Origin of the sequence: Kineosporia sp. NBRC 101677 (genome assembly GCF_030269265.1) — a bacterium.
In the GTDB taxonomy this organism is placed as follows: Bacteria; Actinomycetota; Actinomycetes; order Actinomycetales; family Kineosporiaceae; genus Kineosporia; species Kineosporia rhizophila.
Window position 1 is genome coordinate 256488 of the sequence record NZ_BSTA01000004.1, and the last position, 24331, is coordinate 280818.

The following is a 24331-nucleotide window of genomic DNA, read 5'->3' on the forward strand; positions in this document are numbered from 1 at the left end:
ACCCGGGCCGGAGCGCAGCCGTGGAGGAGGGCGTCAGTCGTCCCGGGCTGTCTGGATGTGAAGCAGGTCACACGGTTCTGAGCAAACGCTTTGGATCCGCCCCGACCATTACCGGGCGTGAACACCAAGAGCGTGCCGAGGGGGACCGTGGCCTCCGATGCCGATCTGATCGCCGGTTGCCTGGCCGGTGACGAGGACGCCTTCGTGCGGATGGTCAGCCGGCACGAGGAGGCGATCAGCCGCTACCTGGTCCGACAGGTCGGCCGGGAAGCGGCCCAGGACCTGCTGGGCGAGGTGTGGATCGAGGCCTACACCTCCCGGGCGAGCTACGACCGGTCGTACGCCGACGCGCGGCCCTGGCTGTACGGCGTCGCGCTGAACCAGGTGCGGCGGCTGTGGCGGAATCGGCCGCCCGAGAATCTGATCCCCGACATGGGTGAACTGCCGATCGCCTGGGACCCCTGGCCGACGGTGGAGATCCGCCTGGACGCTCGGGAAGCGCTGCGCGGCGCCCTGGCCGCGCTCAGGCCCGATGCCCGGGATGTGCTGACCCTGGTCGTCGGTGAAGACCTGGCGGTCGTGGACGCTGCGCGGGTTCTCGGGATCACGGCGGCCAAGGCCCGGCGTCTGCTGTACGAGGCGCGGGCGTCGCTCCGTCAGGACTCTCGGATCGCAGCCCTTCTGGACGAACTGAACAACGTGGGGGAGAGCAAGTGATGACCAACGAGATCGACCTGGTGAAGCAGGCCCTGGTCGCCGAACCCCTGGACCGCCAGGCCCGCGACCGGGCTCGGGCGCAGTTCCTGGCCTATCGAGAGACTGCTCGCGACACGAGCCCGGGGCGCTTCCGAAAGGTTCTGGCCGGCCGCAGGCATGGGCAGGGCGTAGTAGGGATCGGCGCCGGTATCGGGGCACTGGCTGCCGGGGCCGCCGTGGTCTTCGCTGTCACCACGACTCTCCCGGCCGAAAATCAGCGAACGCCGGTGGTGCCGAGCGCCGACCCGGCCCCCGTGATCGAGTCCGAACTGGTGGCGCTGACCAATCGGATCGCCGACGAGAAGCCCGGCGGAGATGCGTCTTTGATCATTGAATCACGGACGACGGGTGGTTCGTCCGAGCAGGTCACCTACAACCTCTATGCCGACGACGGACGGTACTTCTTCGCCGAAGACCGGGCGTCACTGGCCGCGGCGGTGGACCAGGGGCGAGACGTCTCGGCCAGCTCTGATCATCGTAAAGCGCAAGCCGCAGCAATTTTCGCCGCCGATGGCGACCTGACGGTGGCTCGCACGAAAATGGTCAATGCAGAACCGAACTATCTCGGCCTGGGCCTCGGCCAGGCCGAGCGTCAGAAGCTCTGGAACAAGGCGCTGGCCAACAGCGCCGACGTGATGGCGGAGCTGGGGATCGAGCCCGATCCGAATCCGCCCGTCGGCAAGGAGCTGGAGATGCGTGTGGGCAGTGCGCTCTGGAACAACAGCTACGAGGCTCTGGCCACCGGTGCCGGAGATCCGAAGGTGCGGGCCGGAGTGCTTCGGCTGCTTTCCACCATTCCGGATGTCAGCGTCGAGAAGTCCACCTCAGAAGGCGTATTGAAACTGACCGCTGCAGCCGAACTCTCCGGCGGCGATGTGGTGCAGGAACTGACGATCGACGCCGATAACGGAACGCCGTTGTCCTACGAGAGCAAGCCGGTGGAGCCGGGGATCGAGGCATCCAAGAGCACGTTGGAGGTTTCCCGGGTGACGGTCGCCGAGGTGCAGGCCGACTGATGAGGGCCCGGTCCGCGCCGACTGACCAAACCGGCGCGGACCGACGTCCATAATTGGTGCTCTTAGGCCCGTTTGCCCAAGGCCTCGGACATCTGGCCCAGGACCTGCTCCAACACCGCCGTACTCGTGGCGAAGTTGAGCCTGGTCCACGAGGGCAGACCGCCGTAGTCCGGGCCCGGGCTCACGAAAACCTTGGCCTCGCGCCGGAAGAAGGCAGAGGCGCTCTCATCCAGACCCGCCTCGGTGCAGTCGAGCCAGGCCAGATACGTGGCGTCGGGCACCCGCAGGCTCACACCGGGCATACCCTTCACCGCAGCATCGAGCAGATCCCGCTGCCGCAGCAGGTGTTCCCGCACTCCGGCCAGCCAAGGGTCGCCCTGCTCCCAGGCCGCCCGGGTGGCTGCAACCCCGAGCACGTTGGTGACGCCGTGAATGTCGGGCGGCTGCTCATCCCACAGTTCCCGCACCCGCTGAGGGCCGACGTGGGCAACGGCCGCCCGCAGGCCCGCGATGTTGAAGGCCTTGGTGGCGGAGGTGAGCGTGACGGTGCGAGCGGCGATCTCGGGGCTCAGGCTGGCGAAAGGGATGTGCTGGTGCGGGTCGTGCACCAGGTCGGCGTGGATCTCGTCGCTGATCACCAGCAGGTCGTGGCGCTCGGCGAGTTCGGCGATGCGCAGCAGCTCTTCGCGCCCGAACGCGGTGCCGGTGGGGTTGTGCGGATTGACCAGCAGCAGCACCTTGGCCCGCTGACTGCTGAGCTCGGCCTCCAGCCGGTCGAAGTCGTGCTTCCACTCGCCCTGGTCGAGCACGACCGGAAGCCGGACCGAAGTCCGCTTCATGGTGGCGACGGTAGCCCGGAACGGCGGATAGTTGGGCTCCTGGATGACGACGCCGTCGCCCGGCTCGGTGGTCAGGTCGAGCAGAATCTGGAGCCCGGCAAGCAGATCGGTGATGCCGCGCACCGCAGAAGGATCCGGTTGCCAGCCGAAGCGGCGCTGCATACGAGAGGCGAAAACCTCGGCCAGCGGATCCATTCGGGATGACCACGCCGGGTAGCCCAGGTCGCCACGATCCAGCACGTCGAGCACGCTCTGACGGATCACCGGAGCGACCGGGAAGTCCATGTCGGCGACCCAGGCGGGCAGCAGTTCGGGGTGCCGGCTCCATTTCACGCCCTGCTTGGCGCGAAGCCAGGTGAGCGGGGGTTCGTACGCCGGTACCGAGCTGCCCAGCAAGGCGTCGCGCAGGCCCTCCAACTGGCCGTGATGCTGAGCCAGCTCTTCGTACATGTGCAGCAACACGCCGTCTTGGCTGAGTTCGCGCGTGGGGCCGATGAAATCGGGATTTGGTTTCACGGCCGGGGGAGCCCCGGGAACCAGGCGCCTGAGGTCGGCGTGGAACTGGGCCTGGGCCGTATCGAGCGCGGCCAGAAGAGCTTCTGCCGAACCGGTGGCCAGGAACTCGGCCTCCCGGTCACGGACGATCTCACGCTGGCCCACCAGCCGGCCGCACCAGTAGTTCATCACCCCGATCACGTGCGTGACCAGGCCGAACGGCGAATTGGCGGACGGGGTGGGGCGGCGGTTGACGTGCTCGTCACCGAGCTGCGTGATCACCGAGCGGATCCCGTCGAGGGCGCGGTCGACGAAGTGGGCGAAGTCGTCACCGGGGATCTCGAGCGTGGGGACGTCTGTGGGGCCTGCCATGGCTACCTCTTCTTCGGCTCCTGGTCTGGTTGGGCAGAGCCACTGTAACCGGTTAAGGTGGTTACATGTTTGTGTACGTCAGCAATCGGCTGAGCCTGGACCTGCTCGGCACCCTGAAGTGGCGGCGCGATGTGCCCGAGGAGCATCTGCGTACCCCGGCTGACCTGGCGCTTTGGAGTGCGGGGGCATCGCTGGGCATCGCCGTCGAGACCGATCTGGCGGGCCTGGAGCGGGTGCGGGTGGTGCGCGAGATGCTGTACCGGGCGATCACCGCCACCCGGCGCGGACACGAGCTGAACGCCGCTGAGGTAGCCGAGCTGAACGAGGTGGCCGCTGGCCCAGGGCTGCAGATGACGCTGGATCGACAGGGCAATGTGGCTCGCGGTGGCACGGTGGATCAGTTGCTCACCGCAGTCGTCCGGGACGCCTTCGAGCTCATTTCCGAACCGGCGCTGGCCAAGGTGAAAGACTGTGCGAACGATCGCTGCACCCGCTTGTACGTGGATGTTTCCCGGGCGGGCAACCGGCGCTGGTGCGGGATGGCCGAATGTGGGAATGTGGCGAAGGTAGCGGCCTTTCGCTCACGCCAGAAAGTTTGAGCGGTCCGCCTCCTGGTAGAGGCGGACCGCTTTCTGTTAACTCAGGATGCGGCGAAGAAAACGTAATGCGCCTTATAGGGCACGCTTTGGGTAGCGCCCTCGGTGCAGCTGCCCGTGGGGGCCAGTCCGCCCTTGGTCTTGAGGCGCTGAATGTAGGTCACGTCGCCGAAAATGCCTTCGCCACGGGTCTTGGTGGTCTGGAGCAGCAATAGCGGAATGGCGTTCTTTCCCGGTGAGGATGCGGTCGACTTGGCCTCCACCAGGGATCCGTCGGTCACCGACTGCCAACTCGGCCCGCGGAAGTGAATCGCCTCGTTGCGCTTGTTCGTGCCCTTCGCCCGCCCGGTCAGCGTGGCCGCCGGCTCGACGAATGTCCAGGTGCCACCCGTGCACTGGTAGATCTGCACGCCGGCGGCCTTGAATCGGGCCACCTCACTGTTACCGGCCGGTGGAACCAGGTTCTCCGGCACCTTTGACTCAGAGCTTTTGGACGTCGGTGCCGCCTGGGTGGCCGAGGCGGTGGTCAGTGCGGTGGTCACGGCCAGACCGAGGACGGCGGAGGCGCGGAACGCCCGGTTGCTCAGGATGCGCGATGTGCTCATTGAGGTTTCCTCTCACTGGGACAGATCGATGATCAACCTATGAGACAAGGCTGCCTGACTGTTCAGTAACCGCCAAGGGTTCTGGAGACAGAAGGCTACTCGGCAGTGAAGTTGCATCGATTGGTGACGAAAACGGTTGCGGCTGTGCGTCAAGGGGGAGCGCACCATCCGTGCGCCCGATTGGGCAACGTACAGAAATGCCCTTTTAACCTCTTGATGAATGCTTATGATGTTGCCGTCCGAAGTGACCGGGGGGTTGGGTTCGGACGGGGTCGACGGCCACCGAGGGGGTGGGAGGGGGAACGGGCACGCCTCGTGCGTGCACGCTACGAAGACAGCTGCCTGAGACCGATCGAGGGCTGGCTTCTTCGTCATTGGCGCCTGCCTTTCTTGTGGGCGGGTGCGGGGGAGTACCAGGCGTCGTGATGCCTGGACTGAACGACTCATGTGCTGACCGCTGTTCTGGTCGGCCGTCGATGCCGGGTGCCTCAGCTTCGGGCTGCCCGTTCAATGAGCTCGGCAATGCCGTTTGCTGACAACAGATTTCAGAGGGCCTCATGCAGGGCCTCACGAAAAGGGTTGTCAGCAAAGAACTTAGATCTGCACAAACTGCTGACACGGCGCGTACTGGCGGTTAGATTGAGGGCGCGTTGGCTCAGGTGCCGAAGTGACGAGTGGGGTTCTCGTCCCGCAGATCTCCTGATTTCTCCTCGGAAGTGTACGTATTCGGGTTCTGCCCGCTCTGGTGATGAAGAGCGGGACCATCACCTGCCAGCTCCGATCGCGGAGGGTGTACCGACATGAACGATCCAGACGACTCCCGCAGGCCACCGATGGGCATGGGTCCCGAACCGGTGCGAGTGCCGGTCGGCCGGCCGCGGCGTATCCCGGTGGGGGCGGAGGGGGCTGCTGATCACGGTGGCCCGGTTCCGGTCGGCGCTGGTCCGGGGGGACCGGCTGGGCCAGGCGGACCAGGGCCCGCGGGGCCGCCGATGCGGATGAACGGCCCGATGCGACCGCGTGAACGGGGGCCCGAAACTGGCAGTCAGGCAACGGAGTCCGAGGGGGAGACTCTGGGGCCGGGCCCGGAGAACGACGAGTTCCCGGTGACCGAAGGGCAGACCAGCTTCACCTTCCGCGACACGCTGGCCCTGGCCAGTTCGTCGCTGAAGCTGGTCTGGGCAGCCGGCCGGCGCGAGCTCGTGGTCATCCTGGTGATGGACGCGCTGCAGGCGATCGCCCTGTTCTTCGTCATCTTCCAGCTGCAGCGGCTGATCACCGAGCTGATCCTGGCCGACCGCAACGGCGACTCCTCCGCCCTGGCCATGAGCATCGGTCTGTTCGTCCTGGTCAACATGGTGGCGATCGCCGCCCAGACGGTGATCTCGAACCGCCGCCCGCTGCTCAGCGAGCGCACCGGGATGTATGTCAGCGGCGAGGTCATCCGGGTGGCGGGCACGGCCGAACTGGCCGACTTCGACGACTCGGCCTTCCACGACCGGCTGCAGCGGGCCGCGGCCAGTGCCGCCACCCGGCCGTCGATGCTGGTGCAGAGCCTGGTCATGATCCTGCAGGAAACCATTGCCCTGCTGGCCATCTGGATCGCCCTGGCGTTCGTGGCCCCGGTCGTGGCGGCGGCCCTGCTGGTGGTGGTCGTGCCGATCTGGATCGCCGGCGTGCGCGGCGGGGAAGAGTTCTTCGGCTTCATCACCCGGATCACCCACACCGACCGGGGCCGCAACTACCTCTTCGGCCTGCTCACCCAGCGCGAGCCGGCCAAGGAGATCCGCGCCCTCGACATCGGCGACTACCTCACCCAGCGCTGGCGGGTCTCGATGAACCGCCGGATCGACCTGCTGGCCGAGACCATGCGCAAGCGGATGCGGGCCTCGGTGCTGGGCTCGCTGGGCAGCAACGTGGTGATGGCGATCGCCGGTTCGGCCCTGGTGGCGATGAACCAGGCCGGCTACCTCACCCTTCCCGAGACGGCGACCGTGGCCGGGGCCCTGCTGATGTTCAGCCAGCGGCTGCTGCGCTCGGTCACCATGGCCAACGACTTCTTCGAGTCCGCGCCGCTGGTGCGCGACCTGAACGAGTTCCTGGCGCTGGAGCCCTCGCTGGTGCGGGTGCGCTCCGGGCAGGCCTACGCCGGTCAGTTCGACCAGATCCAGATCGACGGCGCCTCGTTCCGCTACTTCGGTTCCGACAAGGACGCCCTGGAGGCGGTGAGCCTGTCGATCCGGGCCGGCGAGGTGGTGGCCCTGGTGGGTGAGAACGGCTCGGGCAAGACCACTCTGGCCAAGATGCTGGCCGGACTGTACGCGCCCACCAGCGGTCAGATCCGGGTGGACGGGGTGGACCTGGCCGCGATGGACACGGCCACCTGGCGGGCCCGGGTGGCGGTGCTCTTTCAGGACTTCATCCGCTACGCCCTGCCGGCGGGGGAGAACATCCACGTCGGCGATGTGAGCCGCGAACCGCTGGTGGCCGACATCCGCGAGGCGGCCCGCGCGGCCGGGGCCGACGGGTTCCTGGCCAGCCTGCCCGACGGCTACCGCACCATCCTGTCGCCGCAGTTCAGCCGCGGGCAGGACCTGTCGCTGGGGCAGTGGCAGCGGGTCGCCCTGGCCCGGGCCTTCTTCCGCGACGCGCCCCTGGTCATCCTCGACGAGCCCACCGCCTCGCTCGACGCCCGGGCCGAGCGGGCGCTGTTCGACAGCATCCGCGACCTGTACGTGGACCGCACCGTGCTGCTGATCTCGCACCGGTTCGCCACCGTGCGTTCGGCCGACCGGATCGTGGTGCTGAAAGACGGGCGGATCGTGGAGCACGGCTCGCACACCGACCTGATGGCCTCGAACGGGCTGTATGCCGAACTGTTCTCGATCCAGGCGGCCGGGTTCCTCGACGCGGACGAGCAGGAGGAGCCGGACGAGTTCACCGCGGCCGCGGCCGCGGCGGCTCCGGCTCCGGTCGGTGGGCCGGTCGGTGGGGGAGTGCCGACTGCGGGAGCTGGGCCGGTCGGTGGGGGAGTGCTGACTGCGGGAGCTGGGCCGGCTGGGGGGCCGTGGGCTGTGGAAGCAGGAGGCCCCCGGATGGCCGCGGCTGGTGGTGCGCGGCCTGGTGGGGCAGGGGGTGCGGGCCCGGTGGAGGCCGGTGGTCCGTGGCCGGTGGAGCCGGGGGGAGCGCGGCTGGGGGAGCCGGGTGGGCCGCGGCGGCGGGAGCGGAGAGGTGGGGCCGGTGAGCTCGGGTAGGGCGGGCAGTCGGTCGCACTCGATGCACCTGATCCGGCAAGGGCGGGCTCGGCGCAGCGGAGAGAGTGCAGGGCCGGTGGTGCTGCTCGTGCCCGGGTCCGACGGCAATCCGGCGGTGTTCGTGCGGCTTGCCGGTCTGGTTCCGGCTGGGCCTGCAGTGTTCGCCTTCCAGTCCCGAGGGCTGGAGCCGGGGGAGCAGACGCTCAGCACAGTTGAGCAGATCGCGGCCGCCTACCTGGAAGAGGCTGTGCGTACCCGGCCGCACGGGCCCTACGTGCTGGGCGGTTGGTCGATGGGGGCCTACGTGGCCCTGGAGATGGCCCGCCAAGCAGACGAGGCCGGCTTGGACGTGGCGGGGCTGCACCTGATCGCCCCGGCCGTGCCGGTGCGGGGTGGGTACTGGGCCCGCCGGAAGGCCCGGCGGGAACTGCGGGCGCGGCTGCGGGACACCCAGGCTCAGCTCGAGCAGGCGCAGGCCGCCGACCCGGCGGCGCTGCAGAAGATGCCGCTGTGGGACTTGGCCGACGACCCGCTCGACGAACCCGCCGAGCGGCCGGCCGACCAGTTGCGCCGCGATCTGGTCAACCTGGCCAACCTCGCTGCCGGAGCCCACTACCGGCCGCGCCGGGCCTGGAAGGGCCGCACGGTGCTCTACCTCCCGCAGGAAGATCCGGCCGACGTGCAGGAGCAGACCCTTTCCTTCTGGTCGCGGGTGGTGCCGCCGGGGCCGCAGGTCGTGGCCCTGAACTGCGAGCACCACCACGCCGTCTACGGGGCGGCGGCCCAGACCGTCGCCGCGTCCCTGGGTCCCCGACCCGACCGCACGACCAACCCGTACCAGACCGCGAACGGTGAGGAAGGCGTCCTCAAATGACTGCTGCAACCGACCTTCTGAAACAACTCGAGGCCGGCGGGGTGCACCTCTACCTGGCCGAGGGCAGGCTGCGGGCCCTGGCCTCGAAAGAGGCCCTCACCCCGGGCGTGCGCGAGCAGATCGCCGGCCACCGCGACGAGCTGATGGCGTTGCTGCGCGACGGGGGCCTGGACGAGGGGCCGCAGGCCTCGGTGATCGAGCCCGCCGACCGGAGTCAGGTGCTTCCCTTGTCGTTCGCCCAGCAGCGCCTGTGGTTCCTCTGGCAGCTCGACCCCACCTCGGTGGAGTACAACCTGCCGATCCCGATCAAGTGGGACGAGGAGTTCGACCTCACGGCGATGACGTCGGCCCTGACCGCCCTGGTGGAGCGGCACGAGGTGCTGCGCACCCGGCTGGTCGACGGCCCGGACGACACCCCCTGCCAGGTGATCGACCCGCCCGCACCCTTCGAGCTGCCGGTGCGCGACGTCTCCGGTGCGGCCGACCCGGAGGTCGAGATCCAGGCCGCGCTGCGCCGCGAGATGACCACGCCTTTCGACCTTTCCACCGGGCCGGTGATCCGGGCCGAGCTGCTACGGGTCACCGACACTCAGCACGTGCTGGTGCTCTGCCTGCACCACGTGGCCTTCGACGAGTGGTCGGCCCGCATCCTGCAGCGCGAGATCAATGAGCTGTACCAGGCCTTCCGCGACCACCGGCCGGCCCGGCTGCCCGTACTGCCGGTGCAGTACGCCGACTTCGCGGCCTGGCAGCGGCAGTGGCTCAGCGGCGAGGTGCTGGACGAGCAGCTGGAGTACTGGCGCAAGCGGCTGGCCGGCGCCCCGGTGCTGGAACTGCCCACCGACCGGCCCCGCCCGCCGGTGCGCTCCACCCAGGGCCGCTCCCTGGAGTTCGAGGTGCCGGCCGAGGTCACCGCACGGCTGCAGGCCCTGGCCCGCACCAGCGGCGCCTCGATGTTCATGACCCTGTTCTCGGCCTTCGCGGTGCTGCTGAGCCGCTACAGCGGGCAGACCGACGTGATGGTGGGCACCCCGATCGCCAACCGCAACCGGGCCGAGACCGAGGGCCTGATCGGCTTCTTCGTGAACACCCTGGTGCTGCGCGCCGACCTGGACGGCAACCCCTCGTTCACCGAGCTGCTGGGCCGGGTGCGGGAGACCGCCCTGGAGGCCTACGCCCACCAGGACCTGCCGTTCGAGCACCTGGTCGACGCGCTGGAGACCACCCGGGACCGCTCCCGTACGCCGCTGTTCCAGGTCATCTTCAGCTACGCCTACGCCCAGCCGGGCGGTGACGGTCCGGCCGACGGGGGTGCACCGCCCGCGCCGGAAGACAGCACCGTGCCGGTCAAGTTCGACCTGGCCCTGTCGGTCGGGGAGACCAACGACGGCACCCTGCGCGCCGGTATCGCCTACGCCACCAGCCTGTTCGACGCCGACCGGATGGAACGGCTGGTCGAGCACCTGAAGGTGCTGCTGGCCGGGATCGCGGCCGACCCGGACCGGCCGGTGGCCCAGTTGCCGATCCTGAGTGCCCCTGAACGGGCCGACCTGGCCCGTTGGAGTGTCGGTGAGGGGCCGGTACCGGCCGTGACCGGCGTCCATGAATTGATCACTGCACGGGCCCTGGTGGCTCCGACCGCGGTGGCGATCCGTTGCGGGGACGAGGTTCTCACCTACGCCGACCTGGAGGAGCAGGCCACCCGGCGGGCCCGGCACCTGCGCTCGCTCGGGGTGGGGCCGGAGAGCCTGGTCGGGCTCTGCCTGCCGCGCAGCGCGCAGATGGTGGTCTCGATGGTGGCGGTGTGGAAGGCCGGGGGCGCCTACGTGCCGCTCGACCCGAACTACCCCTCCGACCGGCTGGCCTTCATGCTCGAGGACAGCCGGGCCGAGGTGCTGCTGGCCACCACCGAGGGCCTGAGCCGGCTCAGCGCCGAGCTGATCCCGCCGGGCTGCCAGATCGTCCTGCTCGACGACGAACCGCGCTCTTCCGACGAGGGGGAACTGCCCGGCTGCGTGTCGGGAGACCAGGCCGCCTACGTCATCTACACCTCCGGATCGACCGGCCGGCCGAAGGGCGTGCAGATCGCCCACGGGGCCGTGGTGAACATGGCCCTGGCCCTGCGTGACGTGCTGGGCGCGGGGGAGGGCGTCACCGCGTTGCAGTTCGCCTCGTTCAGCTTCGACGCGGCCGTGCTCGACGTGGCGGTGGTGCTCACCGCCGGTGGCACCCTGGCCATCGCCACCGACCCGGAGCGCGGTGAACCCGAGGCGCTGGCCGCACTGATCGAGCGGCACCAGGTCGACGTGGCCAGCGTGGTGCCCTCGCTGCTGGCCGTGCTCGACCAGCCCGCCGTCTCCCGCGTGCGCAACTGGGTGGTGGGGGCCGAGCGCCTCACCGCCGACCGGGCCCGGCCCTGGACCAACGGCTCGCAGCTGTGGAACACCTACGGCCCCACCGAGACCACGGTGATCGCGACCGCCGGGCTGCTCCCGCCCACTCAGGCCGGTGCCGCGCACCCGCCGATCGGCAGCCCGATCGGCAACATCCAGGTGCGCCTGCTCGACCGGGCCCTGCAGCCGGTGCCGGTCGGGGTGGAGGGGGAGGTCTACATCGGCGGCGCCGGGGTGGCCCGCGGCTACATCGGACGCTCGGCCCTGACCTCGGAGAAGTTCATCGCCGATCCGGTGGCGGGGGACGGCTCCCGGCTCTACCGCTCCGGAGACACCGCCCGCTGGCGCCCGGACGGCCTGCTGGAGTTCGTCGGCCGCATCGACCACCAGGTCAAGGTGCGCGGCTTCCGGATCGAGCCGGGCGAGATCGAGAAGGTGCTCGCCACCCACCCGGCGGTCGCCACCGCGGTGGTGATCGCCGACGGTCAGGAAGAAGACCGGCGGTTGGTGGCCTACGCGGTGCCGGCCAGCGAGGACGCCCTGCCCCCGGTGGAAGAGCTGCGCCAGCACATCCGCCAGCACCTGCCCGAGTACATGGTGCCGGCCGTGTTCGTGCCGATCCCCGAGATGCCGCTGGGCCCCAACGGCAAGCTCGACCGGGCCGCCCTGCCCGCCCCCGACAGCGCCCGGCTGGCCCCGGTCACGGTCTACCAGGCGCCCCGCGACGGCACCGAAGAACTGCTGGCCAGCATCTGGGCCGGGCTGCTGAACGTGGAACGGGTCGGGGTGGCCGACAACTTCTTCGACCTGGGCGGGCACTCGCTGCTGGCCACCCAGGTGATGTCCCGGGTGCGCTCGACCTTCGACATCGAGATCCCGCTCGCGGCGCTGTTCGACCGGCCGACCGTGGCCGGGCTGGCCGAGGCGGTGCGCGAGGCCCTGGCCGCCGCCGACGGCGCCGAGCTCGAAGGGTTCGACCTGTGAGCTGGCCGGTTCATCCCGCACTGGGCGATCCGGTGATGGACACGATGAACTTCCTGAACGAGATCGCGGCCCGCTACCCGGCGGCGATCTCGTTCGCCCCCGGCCGCCCGTACGACGGCTTCTTCGACGTGGAGCAGATCTTCGGGCATCTGCGCGGCTACCTCGATCACCTGGCCGCCGGCCTGAACCCGGCTCAGGTGCGGGACGCCCTGTTCCAGTACGGCCCGACGGCCGGGCGCATCCAGGGCCTGATCGCCGAGGCACTGCGTCAGGACGAGGGGTTCGACGTTCCGGACGAGTCGATCGTGGTCACGGTCGGCGCGCAGGAAGCGATGCTGCTCACCGTGCGGGCACTGTTCTCGCGGCCGGAAGACGTGTTGCTGGTCTGCAGCCCCTGCTACGTGGGCGTCGTCGGCGTGGCGCGGCTTCTCGGGGTCACCGTACGCGCTGTGCCCGAACGTGAGAACGGTCTGGACGCGGGCGATCTGGAACTGGCCATCAAGGCCGAGAAGGCGCTGGGCAACAACCCCCGCGCGGTCTACGTGATCCCCGACCACTCCAACCCGTCCGGCAACACGCTAGGTCTGGAAACCCGTGAGCAGGTGCTCCAGATCGCCCACCGCGAGCAGGTTCTGGTGCTGGAAGACAGCCCGTACCGCTGGGCCGGGCCGAGTGAGCCGGTTCCGTCGCTCAAACGGCTCGACCAGCACCGGCAGGTCGTTCAGCTGGGCTCGTTCTCCAAGACGGTGTTCCCCGGAGCCCGGGTGGGCTACGTGGTGGCCGATCAGGAGGTGGCCGGCGGAGGGCTGCTGGCTGCCGAACTGGCCAAGGTCAAGAGCATGGTCACGGTGAACACGCCTCCGCTGAGCCAGGCCGTGGTGGCCGGGGCGCTGCTGTCCGGCGGTGGGGGAGTACGCGACCTCACCGCGCAGACCCGCCGGCACTACCAGCGGGCCATGCAGCTCACGCTGGATCAGTTGCAGCTGCGCCTGGCTGGTCTACCGGTGCGCTGGAACCGCCCCAGCGGCGGATTCTTCCTCAGCCTTCAGGTCCCCTTCCCGGCCGACGATCGCGAACTGATCAGCTGCGCCGAGGAGTTCGGGGTGCTCTGGACGCCCATGCGCTACTTCCATCCGGATTCCGGCGGTGAGCACGGGATCCGGCTCTCGATCAGCTGTCTCAGCGACGAGGAGATCGCCACCGGGGTCTCCCGGCTGGCCGTCTACCTCACGTCCAGGTGTTCGGCTACTTCCCGGCAGTGAAAGGAATCCGTCATGAAGTTCGACAGCCGTCCGACGCACCGTAAGCGCATGTGGGGGTGGACGTACCGATGAGCGCCGTCCTCGAGACCCCGGTCACCCGCACCACCGTCTTCGACACCGACCCCTTCTCCGACCTGCGTCCCCGGATCCTCTCGGTCGGCCTGGCCACCCCGCCGTACTCCTACACCCAGGCCGAGATGATCGACGCCCTGGGCATCACCGACCCCAAGATCCGCTCCATCTTCCTGAACAGCGCGATCGAGCGCCGGAACCTGGTGCTGCCACCGGTCGGGCCGGCCGGCGGCCTGAGGATCGAGAGCCAGGGCGACCTGCTGGACAAGCACAAGCGCGCGGCCCTCGAGTTCGGCGCCCAGGCGCTGCTCCGCTGCCTCGACCAGATCGGCCTCGACCCGGCCCATCTCGGGCACCTGTGCTGCGTCACCTCCACCGGTTTCCTCACCCCGGGCCTGAGCGCGCACCTGATCAAAGAGGTGGGGATCGGCCGCCACTGCAGCCGCAGTGACATCGTCGGCATGGGCTGCAACGCCGGGCTGAACGCGCTGGGCGTGGTCTCCGGCTGGGCCCAGGCGCACCCGGGGCAAGTGGCGGTGGTGCTCTGCATCGAGAACTGCTCGGCCGCCTACGCCTACGACGCCACCATGCGCACGGCCGTGGTGAACAGCCTGTTCGGGGACGGCGCGGCGGCTGTCGCGATCGGCGCGCGCGAGGCCGGTGCCGACGACATCGGGCCGATGGACGCGCCGGTCGAGGGCCCGCGAATCCTCAAGTTCGCGAGTTGCCTGGTTCCCGAGGCGATTGACGCGATGCGCTACGACTGGGACCGGGGGTTGGACCGGTTCAGCTTCTACCTCGACCCGCAGATCCCCTACGTGGTGGGCGCGCACGCCGAACTGGTGGTCGACCGGCTGCTGGCCGACACCGGGCTCTACCGCAGCGACATCAAGCACTGGCTGGTGCACTCGGGCGGCAAGAAGGTGATCGACGCGGTGATGGTGAACCTCGGCCTGAGCCGCTACGACCTGCGCCACACCAGCGGGGTGCTGCGCGACCACGGCAACGTCTCCAGCGGCTCGTTCCTGTTCTCCTACCAGCGCCTGGCGCAGGAGAACGCCGGTCAGCCGGGGGATTACGGCCTGATGATGACGATGGGGCCGGGATCGACGCTGGAAACAGCTCTCCTGCGCTGGTAAGGGGGAACCGACATGGGGGTACAAGAAATGACCACAGAGACAGTTGTCAGGCTGCGCATCGACGGCGCCGGTTCGCCTGGCCCCGACGCGCTGCGGGCCGTCGAGGCGGCCTGCCAGCAGGCCGAGGCCACGCCCGGCACGCCGATCGTGGTGGAGGTGTCGGGCACGCCGCACGAAGATTGGCTGGGCGGCCTGGACGTCACTGCTGTGTCACGGTGGGAGCGCGCACTGCGCCGCCTGGAGTCGTCGGTGGCGGTCACGCTGGCCGTGGCCACCGGCGAGTGCGGGGGCATCGCGCTCGATGCGCTGCTGGTCACCGACTACCGCATCGCCTCGGCCGAAGTGGCGTTGTGCGTGCCGGTCGGCCCGCAGGGGCCCTGGCCGGGGATGGCCGCCTACCGGCTGGCGGCCCAGGCCGGCGCCGGGCCGGTTCGCTCAGCAGTGCTTTTCGGTACTCCGATCCCGGCGGCGCGAGCACTCACCCTGGGCCTGCTCGACGAGGTGCACCCCGACCCGGAAGGCGCGGTTCCGGATGCGCTTTCGAGGATCACGGGGTTCGGCGGCGAGATCAAGGTGCGGCGCCAGTTGATGTTCAACGCCCGCACCGTGGGGTACGACGAGGCTCTGGGATCGCACCTGGCCGCCTGCGATCGGGTTCTTCGGCCGCGGGTGACCCGGTGAGCCTGGACACTCAGACGTTCTGCGAGCCGGCCGGCCTGGTGGCCGGCCGGCTTCGTCTGCGGGACACACCCATAGGTTGGGCAGGACGAGATTTTCGAGCATGTTTTGCCCGCAGTTTCGTCGAGCCCGTCTATGAAGAACTAACACAGGGGTACGTCCGCAGCCTGCGCCTGGACGAACTGCTGTTCGAGGCTTCCCAGGTGTTCCCCGGCCTGGTTCCCGATGCCTCCAGCCACGCGGCCGACCCGGCCGGCGCCGAGCTGGACCAGGCCATCTTCCTGCACGGAGTGCTGCGCTCGCCCCGGGCCGGTCGGCATCTTCTTCGTTCCCTGCAGGCCCCCAGCCCGCGAGCCCTGATGTTGCAGCACGAGTTCGAGAACAATGGACGGGTCGAGCTGGCATCGGTGACATTGGAACGTCGCGATGGGGTCGGGTATCTGACGTTCTCGGCCGGCGATCGGCTGAATGCCGAGGACGAGCAGCAGGTGGTGGATTTCGAGACGGCCGTGGACCTGGTGCTGCTCGACGACCAGATCCGCGTCGGGGTGCTGCGCGGCGGCGTGATGACGCATCCCCGCTACCAGGGCCGCCGCGTGTTCAGTGCCGGGATCAACTTGAAGGCGCTCAATGCCGGGCGGATCACTCTGGCCGGGTTCCTACTCCGCCGCGAGCTGGGCCCGCTGCGCAAGCTGATGGCAGGTCTGCAGCTGGGCGGTGTGACCCGTGAAAAGCCCTGGATCGCAGCGGTCGACGGCTTCGCGATCGGCGGTGGCATGCAGATCCTGCTCACCGTCGACCACGTGATTGCCGAGTCGGGCGCCTACGCCAGCCTGCCCGCGGCCAAGGAGGGCATCGTGCCCGGGGTGGCAGCGTTGCGGCTGCCCAAGGTCGGTGGCCCGCGTCTCGCCCGGCAGGTCATTCTGGCCGGTCGCCGCATCGAGGCTACCGAACCGACCGCTGCGGTCATCTTTGACGAGGTGGTCGAGCCGTCGGCGATGGACGAGGCGATCGCCCGGGCGGTGAGCCGTCTGGCGGCGCCCGCGGTGGTGGCCAACCGGCGCATGCTGGGGCTGGCGATCGAGCCGGAAGACGAGTTCCGCCTGTTCATGGCCGAGTTCGCCTACGAGCAGGCCCAGCGGATCCACGCGCCCGACGTGCTGGCCAAGGTGGGCCGGTTCGCCGGGAAGGGAAGCAAAGAAGGGCCGGGTGATGGGGATGGCTGAGACGGCCGCGGCCGGGGTGGCCGGGGTGGCCGGGGTGGCCGGGATGGCCGGGATGGCCGGGATGGCCGGAGTGGTCGGAGTGACTGAGGTGACTGAGGTGGCCAGAGTGACCGAGATGGCTCGTGTGGCCGGGGTGACCGCAATGACTGGGGTGGCTGGGGTAGCCCCGGTGGCTGATGTGGGCAACCGGGTCGAGGCAGCCAATCCGGTTGAGGTGACCAACCCGGGCCAGGTGGCGGAACCGGCTGAGCCGGTCGGAGTGGCCAATTCAGTCACGTTGGCAGGGGTGGTCAAACTGGCTGGGGCGGAACCGGCTCCGGCGCCAGACGAGAAGTGGGGCCGGCAACCGGGCGAGAAGAGGGGGCCGGGGCTGGACGAGAAGCGGGGGCTGGGGCGCGACGAGAAGCGGGGGCGGGGGCTGGACGAGGGGAGGGGGCCGGGGCTGGAAGTGGAGCCGAGCACCGTGCGGTACGAAAAGCGGGGGGCGGTGGCCTGGGTCACGTTGAATCGGCCGCGGGTGCTGAACGCGATGAACCTGCAGATGCACGCCGAGCTGGCCCGGGTCTGGGACTGCGCCGAGGCGGACGACGAGGTCCGCGTCGTGGTGCTGACCGGTGCCGGCGAGCGCGCTTTCAGCGTGGGGCAGGACCTGACCGAGCGGGCGCGGCTGACGCGGGAGGGGGCGGGGCCGAGCAGTTTCGGTAGCCGCGGTCTGCCGGGGTGGCCTCGGCTGACCGAGCGCTTCGGGTTCACCAAGCCGGTGTTGGCCCGGGTGCAGGGTTACGCGCTGGGCGGGGGTTTCGAGTTGGCGCTGGCCTGCGACATCGTGGTGGCTTCAGAAACCGCCCAGTTCGGCCTGCCTGAAGTAAAGCTGGGGCTGGTGCCGGGGGCGGGCGGGGTGTTTCGGCTCGCCCGGCAGGCGCCGCTGAAGGCTGCGATGGGCCACCTGCTCACCGGGCGCCGGATGGATGCGTTCACCGCCGCTCGGTACGGCCTGGTCAACGAGGTGGTTGCCGCCGACCGGCTGGACGCCTGTGTGGACGAGTGGCTGGCCGATCTGCTGGAGGCCTCGCCCTTGGCTGCGCAGGCGGTGAAGGAGGCGGCGTTGCAGTCTCTGGATCTGCCGCTGGAGCAGGCCTTCCGCACTCGGTTCAGCGCGGAGGAACGGCGGCTGGCCTCGGACGAGCCGGCCGAGGGGGTGGCTGCTTTTGTGCAGAAGCGACCGCCCCGCTGGAGTGCCCGCCTCGCCGGGCCCTCATCACCGGAAGTACACCAAGGAGGAGAACACCGATGACCGCACTTCTCGACGATCCCGAAGGCACGTTCTGCGCACTGGTGAACGAGGAGGGGCAGTACTCCCTCTGGCCGGCCAGCGTGCCGGTGCCGGGCGGCTGGCAGGTCGCCTTCGGTGCGGCCGGGCGTCAGGCCTGCCTGGACCACATCGAGCGGAACTGGACCGATCTGCGTCCTCGCAGTCTGGTCTGGCAGTTGGCCCGAGCCGGGTACGCGACCAGTGGCACCCCGGAGATCGAGGTGGCCACCGCGTCCTGAGTTCTGCATGACTCCCTCCCGCAGTGGCGGTGCCCGACGAACAGTTCGGGCACCGCCACTTTCGCGTTTCAGACCGTGCGCAGAGCCTCGGTGGGCGACAGACGGGCCGCCCGCATGGCCGGCAACAGGCCGGAGACCGCGCCGATCAGGATGGCCGCGATGATGCCCCCGGCCCAGGCCTGTACCGGCACCACCACCGTCCAGTCTTTCGCCTCGGCGTAGACCACGGTGGCGAGCACCCCGGCCAGTTCGCCGACCAGACCGCCGAGCAGAGAGAGCATCACGGCCTCGGACAGGAACTGGGTGCGGATCTGCCCGGTGGTGGCGCCCAGGGCCCGGCGCAGCCCGATCTCGGACCGGCGTTCCAGCACCGAGATCACCATGATGTTGGCAACTCCCACCGCGCCGACCACCAGCGCCACGGCCCCCAGCCCGAGGAACAGGCTGTTGAAGGCCCCCGCGGCAGCGGCTCGCGCGGTGAGCGTGTCGGAGGGCTGGCTCACGTCGACCTCGTTGGGCGAACCCGGATTGGCCGTGCGAGCCAGCAGATCCTGTACCGAGCCGACCTGGGCGGTGTCGGTGCGCACGAAAATCGTGGTGGGCGGCCCGTGCGTGGACTCCCCGGCGACCAGGCTGGTGTGGTTCAGGTACTTCTGCGCGGCCGGGAAGCCGATCAGGGCACTGGCGTCGATGTCGGACGAGAGGGTTGCGGGTTCGAGAATGCCGGCCACGTAGAACCACTGACCGCCCAGCCAGATCCGCTGCCCCTCGTAGACCCGGCTGATGCCCAGGCGCTCGGCCGCCACCGAGCCCAGCACCACCACCGGCTCGTTCTGCGTGGCCTCGTTCAGCCAGGCGCCCTGGGCAACGGAAGTGGCCACCACCGGCAGCAGATTCAGGCTGGTCGCCTGCACCCGCAGCGCATTGGTGTTCACCTCCGGGATCAGCGGACTGCGGTAGACCTTCGCAGTGCCCACTTCGCCGACCTCGGCGACCTGCTCCACCCCGTCCAACCGGCCGATCATCGCGGGGGCGGTGATCGGCAACTGTGCGTCTTCCCCGCTGAACGACTGCCCCGTGCCCACGGTGAGCAGATTCGTGCCCAGTTTGTCGATCTCGGCCAGCAGCCCGGCCTGAGAAGACGACGAAAGTCCCAGCACGGCAACGATCGAGGCCACCCCGATCGCGATGCCCAAGGCCGAGAGGCCGGCCCGGGTGGGCCGCGCGCGAATGCCGACCGCGGCCACCCGGGCCGCGTCGCGCAGCGAAAGCCGCGCCGGAACCAGAGTCTCCGCCCCGGTGGCGACGCTCATGAGACACCCCCGGCACTGTCGTCCATGATTTGACCGTCGAGAACCCTGACTTGACGAGGCAGATCGGCGGCCAGCCCGGAGTCGTGGGTGATCACCACGATCGTGGCCCCGGTGGCGTTCAGTTCGTGCAGCAGACGCACGATCGAGGCGCTGGTGGCGCTGTCCAGGTTGCCGGTCGGCTCGTCGGCCAGCACGATCGCCGGCCGCCCGACCAGAGCCCGGGCAATGGCCACCCGCTGGCGCTCACCGCCGGACATCTTGCCCGGCCGGAACCCGGCCCGGTGCTCCAAACCGACCTGCGCCAGCGCCTCGGCCGCCCGTTCGCGCCGCCCCCGCAGCGGCACGCCCGCGTAAAGCAGGCCGTCAGCGACATTGTCGAGCGCGGTGGAGTGCTCGGCCAGGAAGAACTGCTGGAACACGAACCCGATGTGATGGGCGCGCAGGGCCCCCATCCGCCGGTCGTCGAGGCTGGCCACGTCGATGCCGTTGATCCGCACCACGCCGCTCGTGGGGCGGTCCAGCGTGCCCATGACCTGCAACAACGTGCTCTTGCCGGAGCCCGAGGGGCCGACGATGGCCAGCAGTTCACCGCGGTTGACGGTCAGGTCGACGCCGCGCAGGGCGTGCACCGGGGGCTGCGACCCGTAGGTCTTGACCACGTTGGCCAGTTCCAGCACCACCGGCCGACTCGGGTCCAGAGCCGGATCGGGACGGGGGGCGAGCGTGGTTCCGGTCATGTCCGCGGCACCACCACTCGGTCGCCGGCCGCCAGCGAACCGGTCACCTGCACGACCCCGTTGGCGTTGTCGAACAGACCGACCTTCACCGGCACCGTCTCGTGCCGTCCGGCCTGGTCGACCCGCTCGACCGCATAACCGCCCCCGGCATGCCCGAGCAACGCGGTCACCGGCACCGACAATGCCTTCTCGACGCCGTCGGAGGTGATGAACACCTGTACCGGCGCCTCGTCGAGCGTGCCCGCGTCTTTCGGTTCGTCGAGGGTGACATACACCGGGACCGTCGCCGAGGCGTCCTCTTCCTGCTCCGAGGACGACTGCGCGACCGTGCCGATCCGGCTGACCTTGCCGGTGGTGGTGCGGTTGTTGGGCAGCACGATCTGCGCCTTGTCGCCGACCTTGACGGCAGCCTGCTGGCTGGCGCTCAGAGGCACGGTGACCTCGCGCTCGGTGGTGGTCGCGGACAGCACAGGGGCGCCCGGACCGGCCCTCGCCCCCAGTTCGGCCAGCGTCTTGCTGACCCGCAGCGGGCCGTCGAGGAAGAGTGCGTCACCGAGGCGAAGTTCGCCGGTCTCTTCGGCGTTGACCTCGTCCTGCAGCTCTTCCAGGGCCTCGTGAGTCTCCCAGCTGAACGTACGCGACTCCGGGTCCAGGTCGTCCTTGTCCGCGTACCCCAGCTCGACCAGGTTGCGGTTGAGCTGCCGTACATCCCAGCCCTTGTCGCCGATCTGCAGGTCGCGGTAGGCCGGGGCGTCGGCGCAGAGCAGGATCACGGGCTTCGACTCGACGCGGTACAGCTCTTCGCCGCACTCCACCGTGTCACCGGCCTGGGGTAGGCGCGTGTACACGCCCGACGCCTGGTTCAGCGCCCGTAGATCAGAACCGTCGGCTGCGGCCGCGTAGGACAGGGTGCCGCCCTGGTTGATCTGGCTGCGCACCGCCCCTTCCTTGACGGTGGCCAGATTGACGTCGGAGCTGGTGGTGCTGGGCGCATCTTCGGCGTCTTCGCCCCACGGATCAGCAATGGCCAGCGCCGCAGCACCCGCGCACACCACCACCAGAACGCCGGCCACGACGGCGAGTCGGCGCCGGTTGCGGGGTGGTGGGCTCTCAACAATGGACGGGGTGCTCGCCTCGGTCGGGTCCGGGGCCGAGTCGGTGGTCGCCTCGGCAACCGATGGGCCGGACGGCTGCGTGATCGGCTTGGTGGCCTCGGCGACGTCGGGATCGGGCATACGTGCACTCATCTGATTCCCCCTCCTAGGACGACCGCTCAGGCCCCGCCCGGCGCCTGCGGGCCGCCGGGGCCACCCTTCTGCTGGCACTTCTCGTCGGCCGCGAGGAACTGCGGTGACTCCGGGTCGACGCCCTCGTTCGGGTTCAGCAGCAGACGGCCGTCGGGCTGCGGGTCGGGGAAGTTCGGCACGCCGTTCTCACGCATGCAGCTGACGTAGGCCAGCAGGTTCTCCTGCGCCTGCCCGTCCGGGCCGCCACCCTGCTGGATGCCGGGGGGCTCCTTGTCCTTGCAGGCCTGCTGCGCGGCCTGGAACGAGGAACTCTCCGGGTCCATGTCGCTGCCCTGCCGGCCGCGGATCTGCAGCCGCCCGTTCTCCGGGTCGGGGAAGCTGGGCACCCCGTTCTCGCGCATGCACTGGGAATAGGCCACCAGAGCGGCGTTCGCGTCCTCGGCCGAGTCCGGCTGGGCGTCGCTGCTCTGCGCCCCCGCCACCGTGCTGTCGGAGTCGCCCGAGTCACCCCCGCAGGCGGCCGTGCCCAGCCCCAGCGTGACGGCGGTGGCCAGGACGAAAATCGTCCTGGGAAGGCGGTTGCGGTAGTGCTTCATGACGTCGGGCCCCCCGGCTCGGAGTGGTTGTGCTGACCGTGGTCCGGTCCAGCGGGTTCATTTCTAGCGAGGAGGCGGTCACAGCACGGTCCGCCCGGTTGTGACCCGGGTGTGACCGGAACCCTGCGATCGTCGTCGGGATTCGGGGGCCTCTGTCATCCTGGGAAGGTCCGTGCGTGGGGGAGGGACAAGGGGGACGCTGTGCGTGTGCTCGTCGTCGAGGACCAGGCCGAGCTGGCCAATTCGGTGGCCCGGGTGCTGCGCCGCGAGGGGATGGCGGTGGATGTCAGCCTGAACGGGCAGGAGGCGCTGGAGCGCACCGTCGAGGTGGAGTACGACGTGGTGGTGCTCGACCGCGACCTGCCGCTGGTGCACGGTGACGAGGTGTGCCGCACGCTGATCGCCCGGGAGCAGGCCACGCGGGTGCTCATGCTGACCGCCTCGGCCACCATCGACGACCGGGTCGACGGCCTGAGCCTGGGCGCCGACGACTACCTGCCCAAGCCCTTCGCCTACGCCGAGCTGATCGCCCGGGTGCGCGCCCTGGGCCGGCGTACCCAGCCCGCGCTGCCGCCCGTGCTGGTGCACGACGACGTGCGGCTCGACTCGGGCCGGCGCACCGCCACCCGGGCCGGCAGCCGGCTGCCGCTCAGCCCGAAGGAGTTCGCGGTGCTGGAGTTCCTGCTCGCGGCCCAGGGCCGGGTGGTCTCGGCCGAGGAACTGCTCGAGCGGGTCTGGGACGAGGCCGCCGACCCGTTCACCACCACGGTCAAGTCCACGGTCAACCGGTTGCGCACCAAACTCGGCAGCCCGCCGCTGATCGAGACCGTGCCGCACGGCGGGTACCGGATCTGATCATGAGCCAGTTCAGGAACCGGTTGCGAAGTCTGGCCCGGCGGCGTCCCAGCCGTATCCGCCTGCGGCTGACCCTGCTCTACGGCGGGCTCTTCGCCGTTCTCGGGGTCGCGCTGCTGGTGATCACCTACGTCCTGGTCAGCAATGCGCCCACAGAGCAGTACATCTCGACCAGTGCGGCCCGGGTCCCGATCCCCGAAGGCGGTGAGGCCCCCGCGCCCAGCGCCTCTGAGATGCCCGGTCCCGAAGCTCTGCCGCCCGGCCGGTTACCGGATGCGCTGGAGCACCAGCGGGCCGACTGGATGCACTCGCTGCTGGTGCGCTCGGCCGTGGCGCTGAGCATCATGGTGGTGCTCTCGCTGGTGCTGGGCTGGCTGCTGGCCGGCCGGATCCTGCGCCCGATCCGCTCGATGACGTCGGTGATCCAGCGGATTTCGGCCTCCAACGTGCACGAGCGCCTGGCCTCCACCGGCCCGCGCGACGAGATCCGCGACCTCTCCGACACCGTGGACGGTCTGCTGATGCGGCTGGAGACGGCGCTGCAGGCGCACAAACGCTTCGTCGCCAATGCCGCGCACGAGATGCGCACCCCGCTCACCCTCGAACACGCGCTGCTCGAAGAGACGCTGATCGATCAAGAGGCCGGGCTGGAGGCGTATCGGGCCACGTTCCAGCAGGTGCTGCAGATCAGTCGGCAGCAGGGCCAGTTGCTGGAGTCGCTGCTCACCCTGGCCGGCAGCGAGCGGGGGCTCGACCGGCGCGATCCGGTCGACCTGGCCCAGGTCTGCGAACAGGTGCTGGCCACCTACCGTTCCGGGTTCGAGCGCCGGGGGTTGGAGGTGCGTGCCGACATCGCCCCGGCCGCCACCACCGGGCACGCCGGCCTGCTCGAATGCCTGGCGGTGAACCTGGTGGACAACGCGATGAGCTACAACCAGCCCGGCGGCTGGGTCAGCGTGGCCACCTCCAGTGCCCCGGCCGACCAGGGCCACACCGAGTCGGCCGACAGTGCGATCAGCACCGGCACCGTCGGCGCAGCGGGCCGGGCGGTCCTGCGCGTGGCCAACTCCGGTCCGCCCGTCCCGGCCGACCAGGTGGACCGGCTGTTCGAACCCTTCCACCGGCTCAACCGTTCCGACACCGGCCAGGGCGGCCACCACGGCCTGGGCCTGTCCATCATCTCGGCCATCGTCAGCGCCCACGGCGGCCGGGTGCGCGCCGAGGCCCGGCCCGAAGGTGGCCTGCTGGTGGAGGTCTCGCTCGAGGCCGCTAATCCGCCCGCCGCACAACCGCGCGCCGCGCCCGGGCAACGGGCACCGGCGGGCGCGTAGCGTGCCTAGGGCCTGTCCTGTGGATCAGCGCCGTAGCGAGGAGGTGCCCGGTGACGGCCTGGGCGTGCCCGGTGGGCGCCCTCGTAATGGTTCTACGTGGGCGCCCGCCGGGTGCGTCCAGGCTGCCCACCGGGTGCCCC

Annotated in this window: 20 protein-coding genes; 14 read left to right on the forward strand and 6 right to left on the reverse strand. The window is 69.8% G+C overall.

The features are described 5' to 3' along the window. The first annotated feature begins 117 nt into the window (after positions 1-117). Positions 118-717, forward strand: coding sequence for an RNA polymerase sigma factor (locus QSK18_RS13935; protein WP_285619393.1), 600 nt, complete (start codon positions 118-120; stop codon positions 715-717). Then, a complete protein-coding gene (locus QSK18_RS13940; protein WP_285619395.1) occupies positions 717-1772 on the forward strand; it encodes a hypothetical protein in 1056 nt (351 codons plus the stop codon). Before QSK18_RS13935 ends, QSK18_RS13940 begins: the two co-directional genes overlap by 1 nt. Positions 1773-1834: 62 nt before the next feature. Here QSK18_RS13940 and QSK18_RS13945 read toward each other — a convergent pair whose 3' ends face one another. Then, entirely contained in the window at positions 1835-3478 is a 1644-nt protein-coding gene (locus tag QSK18_RS13945) for an aminotransferase class I/II-fold pyridoxal phosphate-dependent enzyme (RefSeq protein WP_285619397.1), read from the reverse strand. 65 nt (positions 3479-3543) lie between these two features. On the opposite strand from QSK18_RS13945, the gene QSK18_RS13950 reads away from it, so the two are divergent. After that, complete coding sequence (locus QSK18_RS13950) at positions 3544-4077, forward strand: CGNR zinc finger domain-containing protein (protein ID WP_285619399.1); 534 nt, start codon at positions 3544-3546, stop codon at positions 4075-4077. A gap of 41 nt (positions 4078-4118) precedes the next feature. Here QSK18_RS13950 and QSK18_RS13955 read toward each other — a convergent pair whose 3' ends face one another. After that, on the reverse strand, positions 4119-4679 hold the full coding sequence (locus tag QSK18_RS13955) for a DUF3455 domain-containing protein (RefSeq protein ID WP_285619401.1): 561 nt from the start codon (positions 4677-4679) through the stop codon (positions 4119-4121). Between the two features lie 1010 nt (positions 4680-5689). On the opposite strand from QSK18_RS13955, the gene QSK18_RS13960 reads away from it, so the two are divergent. The 9 genes from QSK18_RS13960 (at position 5690) to QSK18_RS14000 (ending at position 18112) form a co-directional block, all read left to right on the forward strand. Further along, the gene (locus QSK18_RS13960) at positions 5690-7933 is read left to right on the forward strand and encodes an ABC transporter ATP-binding protein (protein WP_285619402.1); all 2244 of its coding nucleotides are present in this window, start codon (positions 5690-5692) and stop codon (positions 7931-7933) included. Continuing rightward, entirely contained in the window at positions 7920-8807 is an 888-nt protein-coding gene (locus QSK18_RS13965) for an alpha/beta fold hydrolase (RefSeq protein WP_232812435.1), read from the forward strand. Before QSK18_RS13960 ends, QSK18_RS13965 begins: the two co-directional genes overlap by 14 nt. Beyond that, positions 8804-12184 (forward strand): non-ribosomal peptide synthetase, encoded by a 3381-nt coding sequence (locus QSK18_RS13970; RefSeq protein ID WP_285619405.1) that lies wholly within the window; start codon positions 8804-8806, stop codon positions 12182-12184. Before QSK18_RS13965 ends, QSK18_RS13970 begins: the two co-directional genes overlap by 4 nt. Further along, complete coding sequence (locus tag QSK18_RS13975; RefSeq protein ID WP_285619406.1) at positions 12181-13446, forward strand: aminotransferase-like domain-containing protein; 1266 nt, start codon at positions 12181-12183, stop codon at positions 13444-13446. Before QSK18_RS13970 ends, QSK18_RS13975 begins: the two co-directional genes overlap by 4 nt. Positions 13447-13514: 68 nt before the next feature. Continuing rightward, the gene (dpgA, locus tag QSK18_RS13980; RefSeq protein ID WP_285619407.1) at positions 13515-14657 is read left to right on the forward strand and encodes a 3,5-dihydroxyphenylacetyl-CoA synthase DpgA; all 1143 of its coding nucleotides are present in this window, start codon (positions 13515-13517) and stop codon (positions 14655-14657) included. 27 nt (positions 14658-14684) lie between these two features. After that, complete coding sequence (gene dpgB, locus QSK18_RS13985) at positions 14685-15338, forward strand: enoyl-CoA-hydratase DpgB (protein WP_285619408.1); 654 nt, start codon at positions 14685-14687, stop codon at positions 15336-15338. Next, complete coding sequence (locus tag QSK18_RS13990) at positions 15335-16561, forward strand: enoyl-CoA hydratase/isomerase family protein (RefSeq protein ID WP_285619411.1); 1227 nt, start codon at positions 15335-15337, stop codon at positions 16559-16561. Before dpgB ends, QSK18_RS13990 begins: the two co-directional genes overlap by 4 nt. A 448-nt stretch (positions 16562-17009) precedes the next feature. After that, on the forward strand, positions 17010-17855 hold the full coding sequence (dpgD, locus tag QSK18_RS35940) for an enoyl-CoA-hydratase DpgD (protein WP_352396555.1): 846 nt from the start codon (positions 17010-17012) through the stop codon (positions 17853-17855). Next, positions 17852-18112 (forward strand): MbtH family protein, encoded by a 261-nt coding sequence (locus QSK18_RS14000; RefSeq protein ID WP_232812442.1) that lies wholly within the window; start codon positions 17852-17854, stop codon positions 18110-18112. Before dpgD ends, QSK18_RS14000 begins: the two co-directional genes overlap by 4 nt. A 68-nt stretch (positions 18113-18180) precedes the next feature. Here the strand turns inward: QSK18_RS14000 and QSK18_RS14005 are convergent, their stop codons facing one another. From QSK18_RS14005 to QSK18_RS14020, 4 genes are read right to left on the reverse strand one after another with little or no spacing between them, the layout of a single operon-like run. Continuing rightward, complete coding sequence (locus QSK18_RS14005) at positions 18181-19425, reverse strand: ABC transporter permease (RefSeq protein WP_285619416.1); 1245 nt, start codon at positions 19423-19425, stop codon at positions 18181-18183. Beyond that, on the reverse strand, positions 19422-20162 hold the full coding sequence (locus QSK18_RS14010) for an ABC transporter ATP-binding protein (RefSeq protein WP_232812444.1): 741 nt from the start codon (positions 20160-20162) through the stop codon (positions 19422-19424). Before QSK18_RS14010 ends, QSK18_RS14005 begins: the two co-directional genes overlap by 4 nt. Then, a complete protein-coding gene (locus QSK18_RS14015) occupies positions 20159-21409 on the reverse strand; it encodes an efflux RND transporter periplasmic adaptor subunit (protein ID WP_285619420.1) in 1251 nt (416 codons plus the stop codon). The genes QSK18_RS14010 and QSK18_RS14015 overlap by 4 nt, the downstream gene beginning before the upstream one ends. A gap of 26 nt (positions 21410-21435) precedes the next feature. Then, positions 21436-22005, reverse strand: a complete 570-nt coding sequence (locus tag QSK18_RS14020) for a hypothetical protein (RefSeq protein WP_285619422.1) — start codon at positions 22003-22005, stop codon at positions 21436-21438. A gap of 201 nt (positions 22006-22206) precedes the next feature. Between QSK18_RS14020 and QSK18_RS14025 the strand changes: the two genes are divergently transcribed. Next, positions 22207-22860: a response regulator transcription factor gene (locus QSK18_RS14025; protein WP_232812447.1), complete on the forward strand. Its 654-nt coding sequence runs from the start codon at positions 22207-22209 to the stop codon at positions 22858-22860. 2 nt (positions 22861-22862) lie between these two features. Then, positions 22863-24191: a sensor histidine kinase gene (locus tag QSK18_RS14030; RefSeq protein WP_285619424.1), complete on the forward strand. Its 1329-nt coding sequence runs from the start codon at positions 22863-22865 to the stop codon at positions 24189-24191. The last annotated feature ends 140 nt before the right edge of the window (positions 24192-24331 follow it).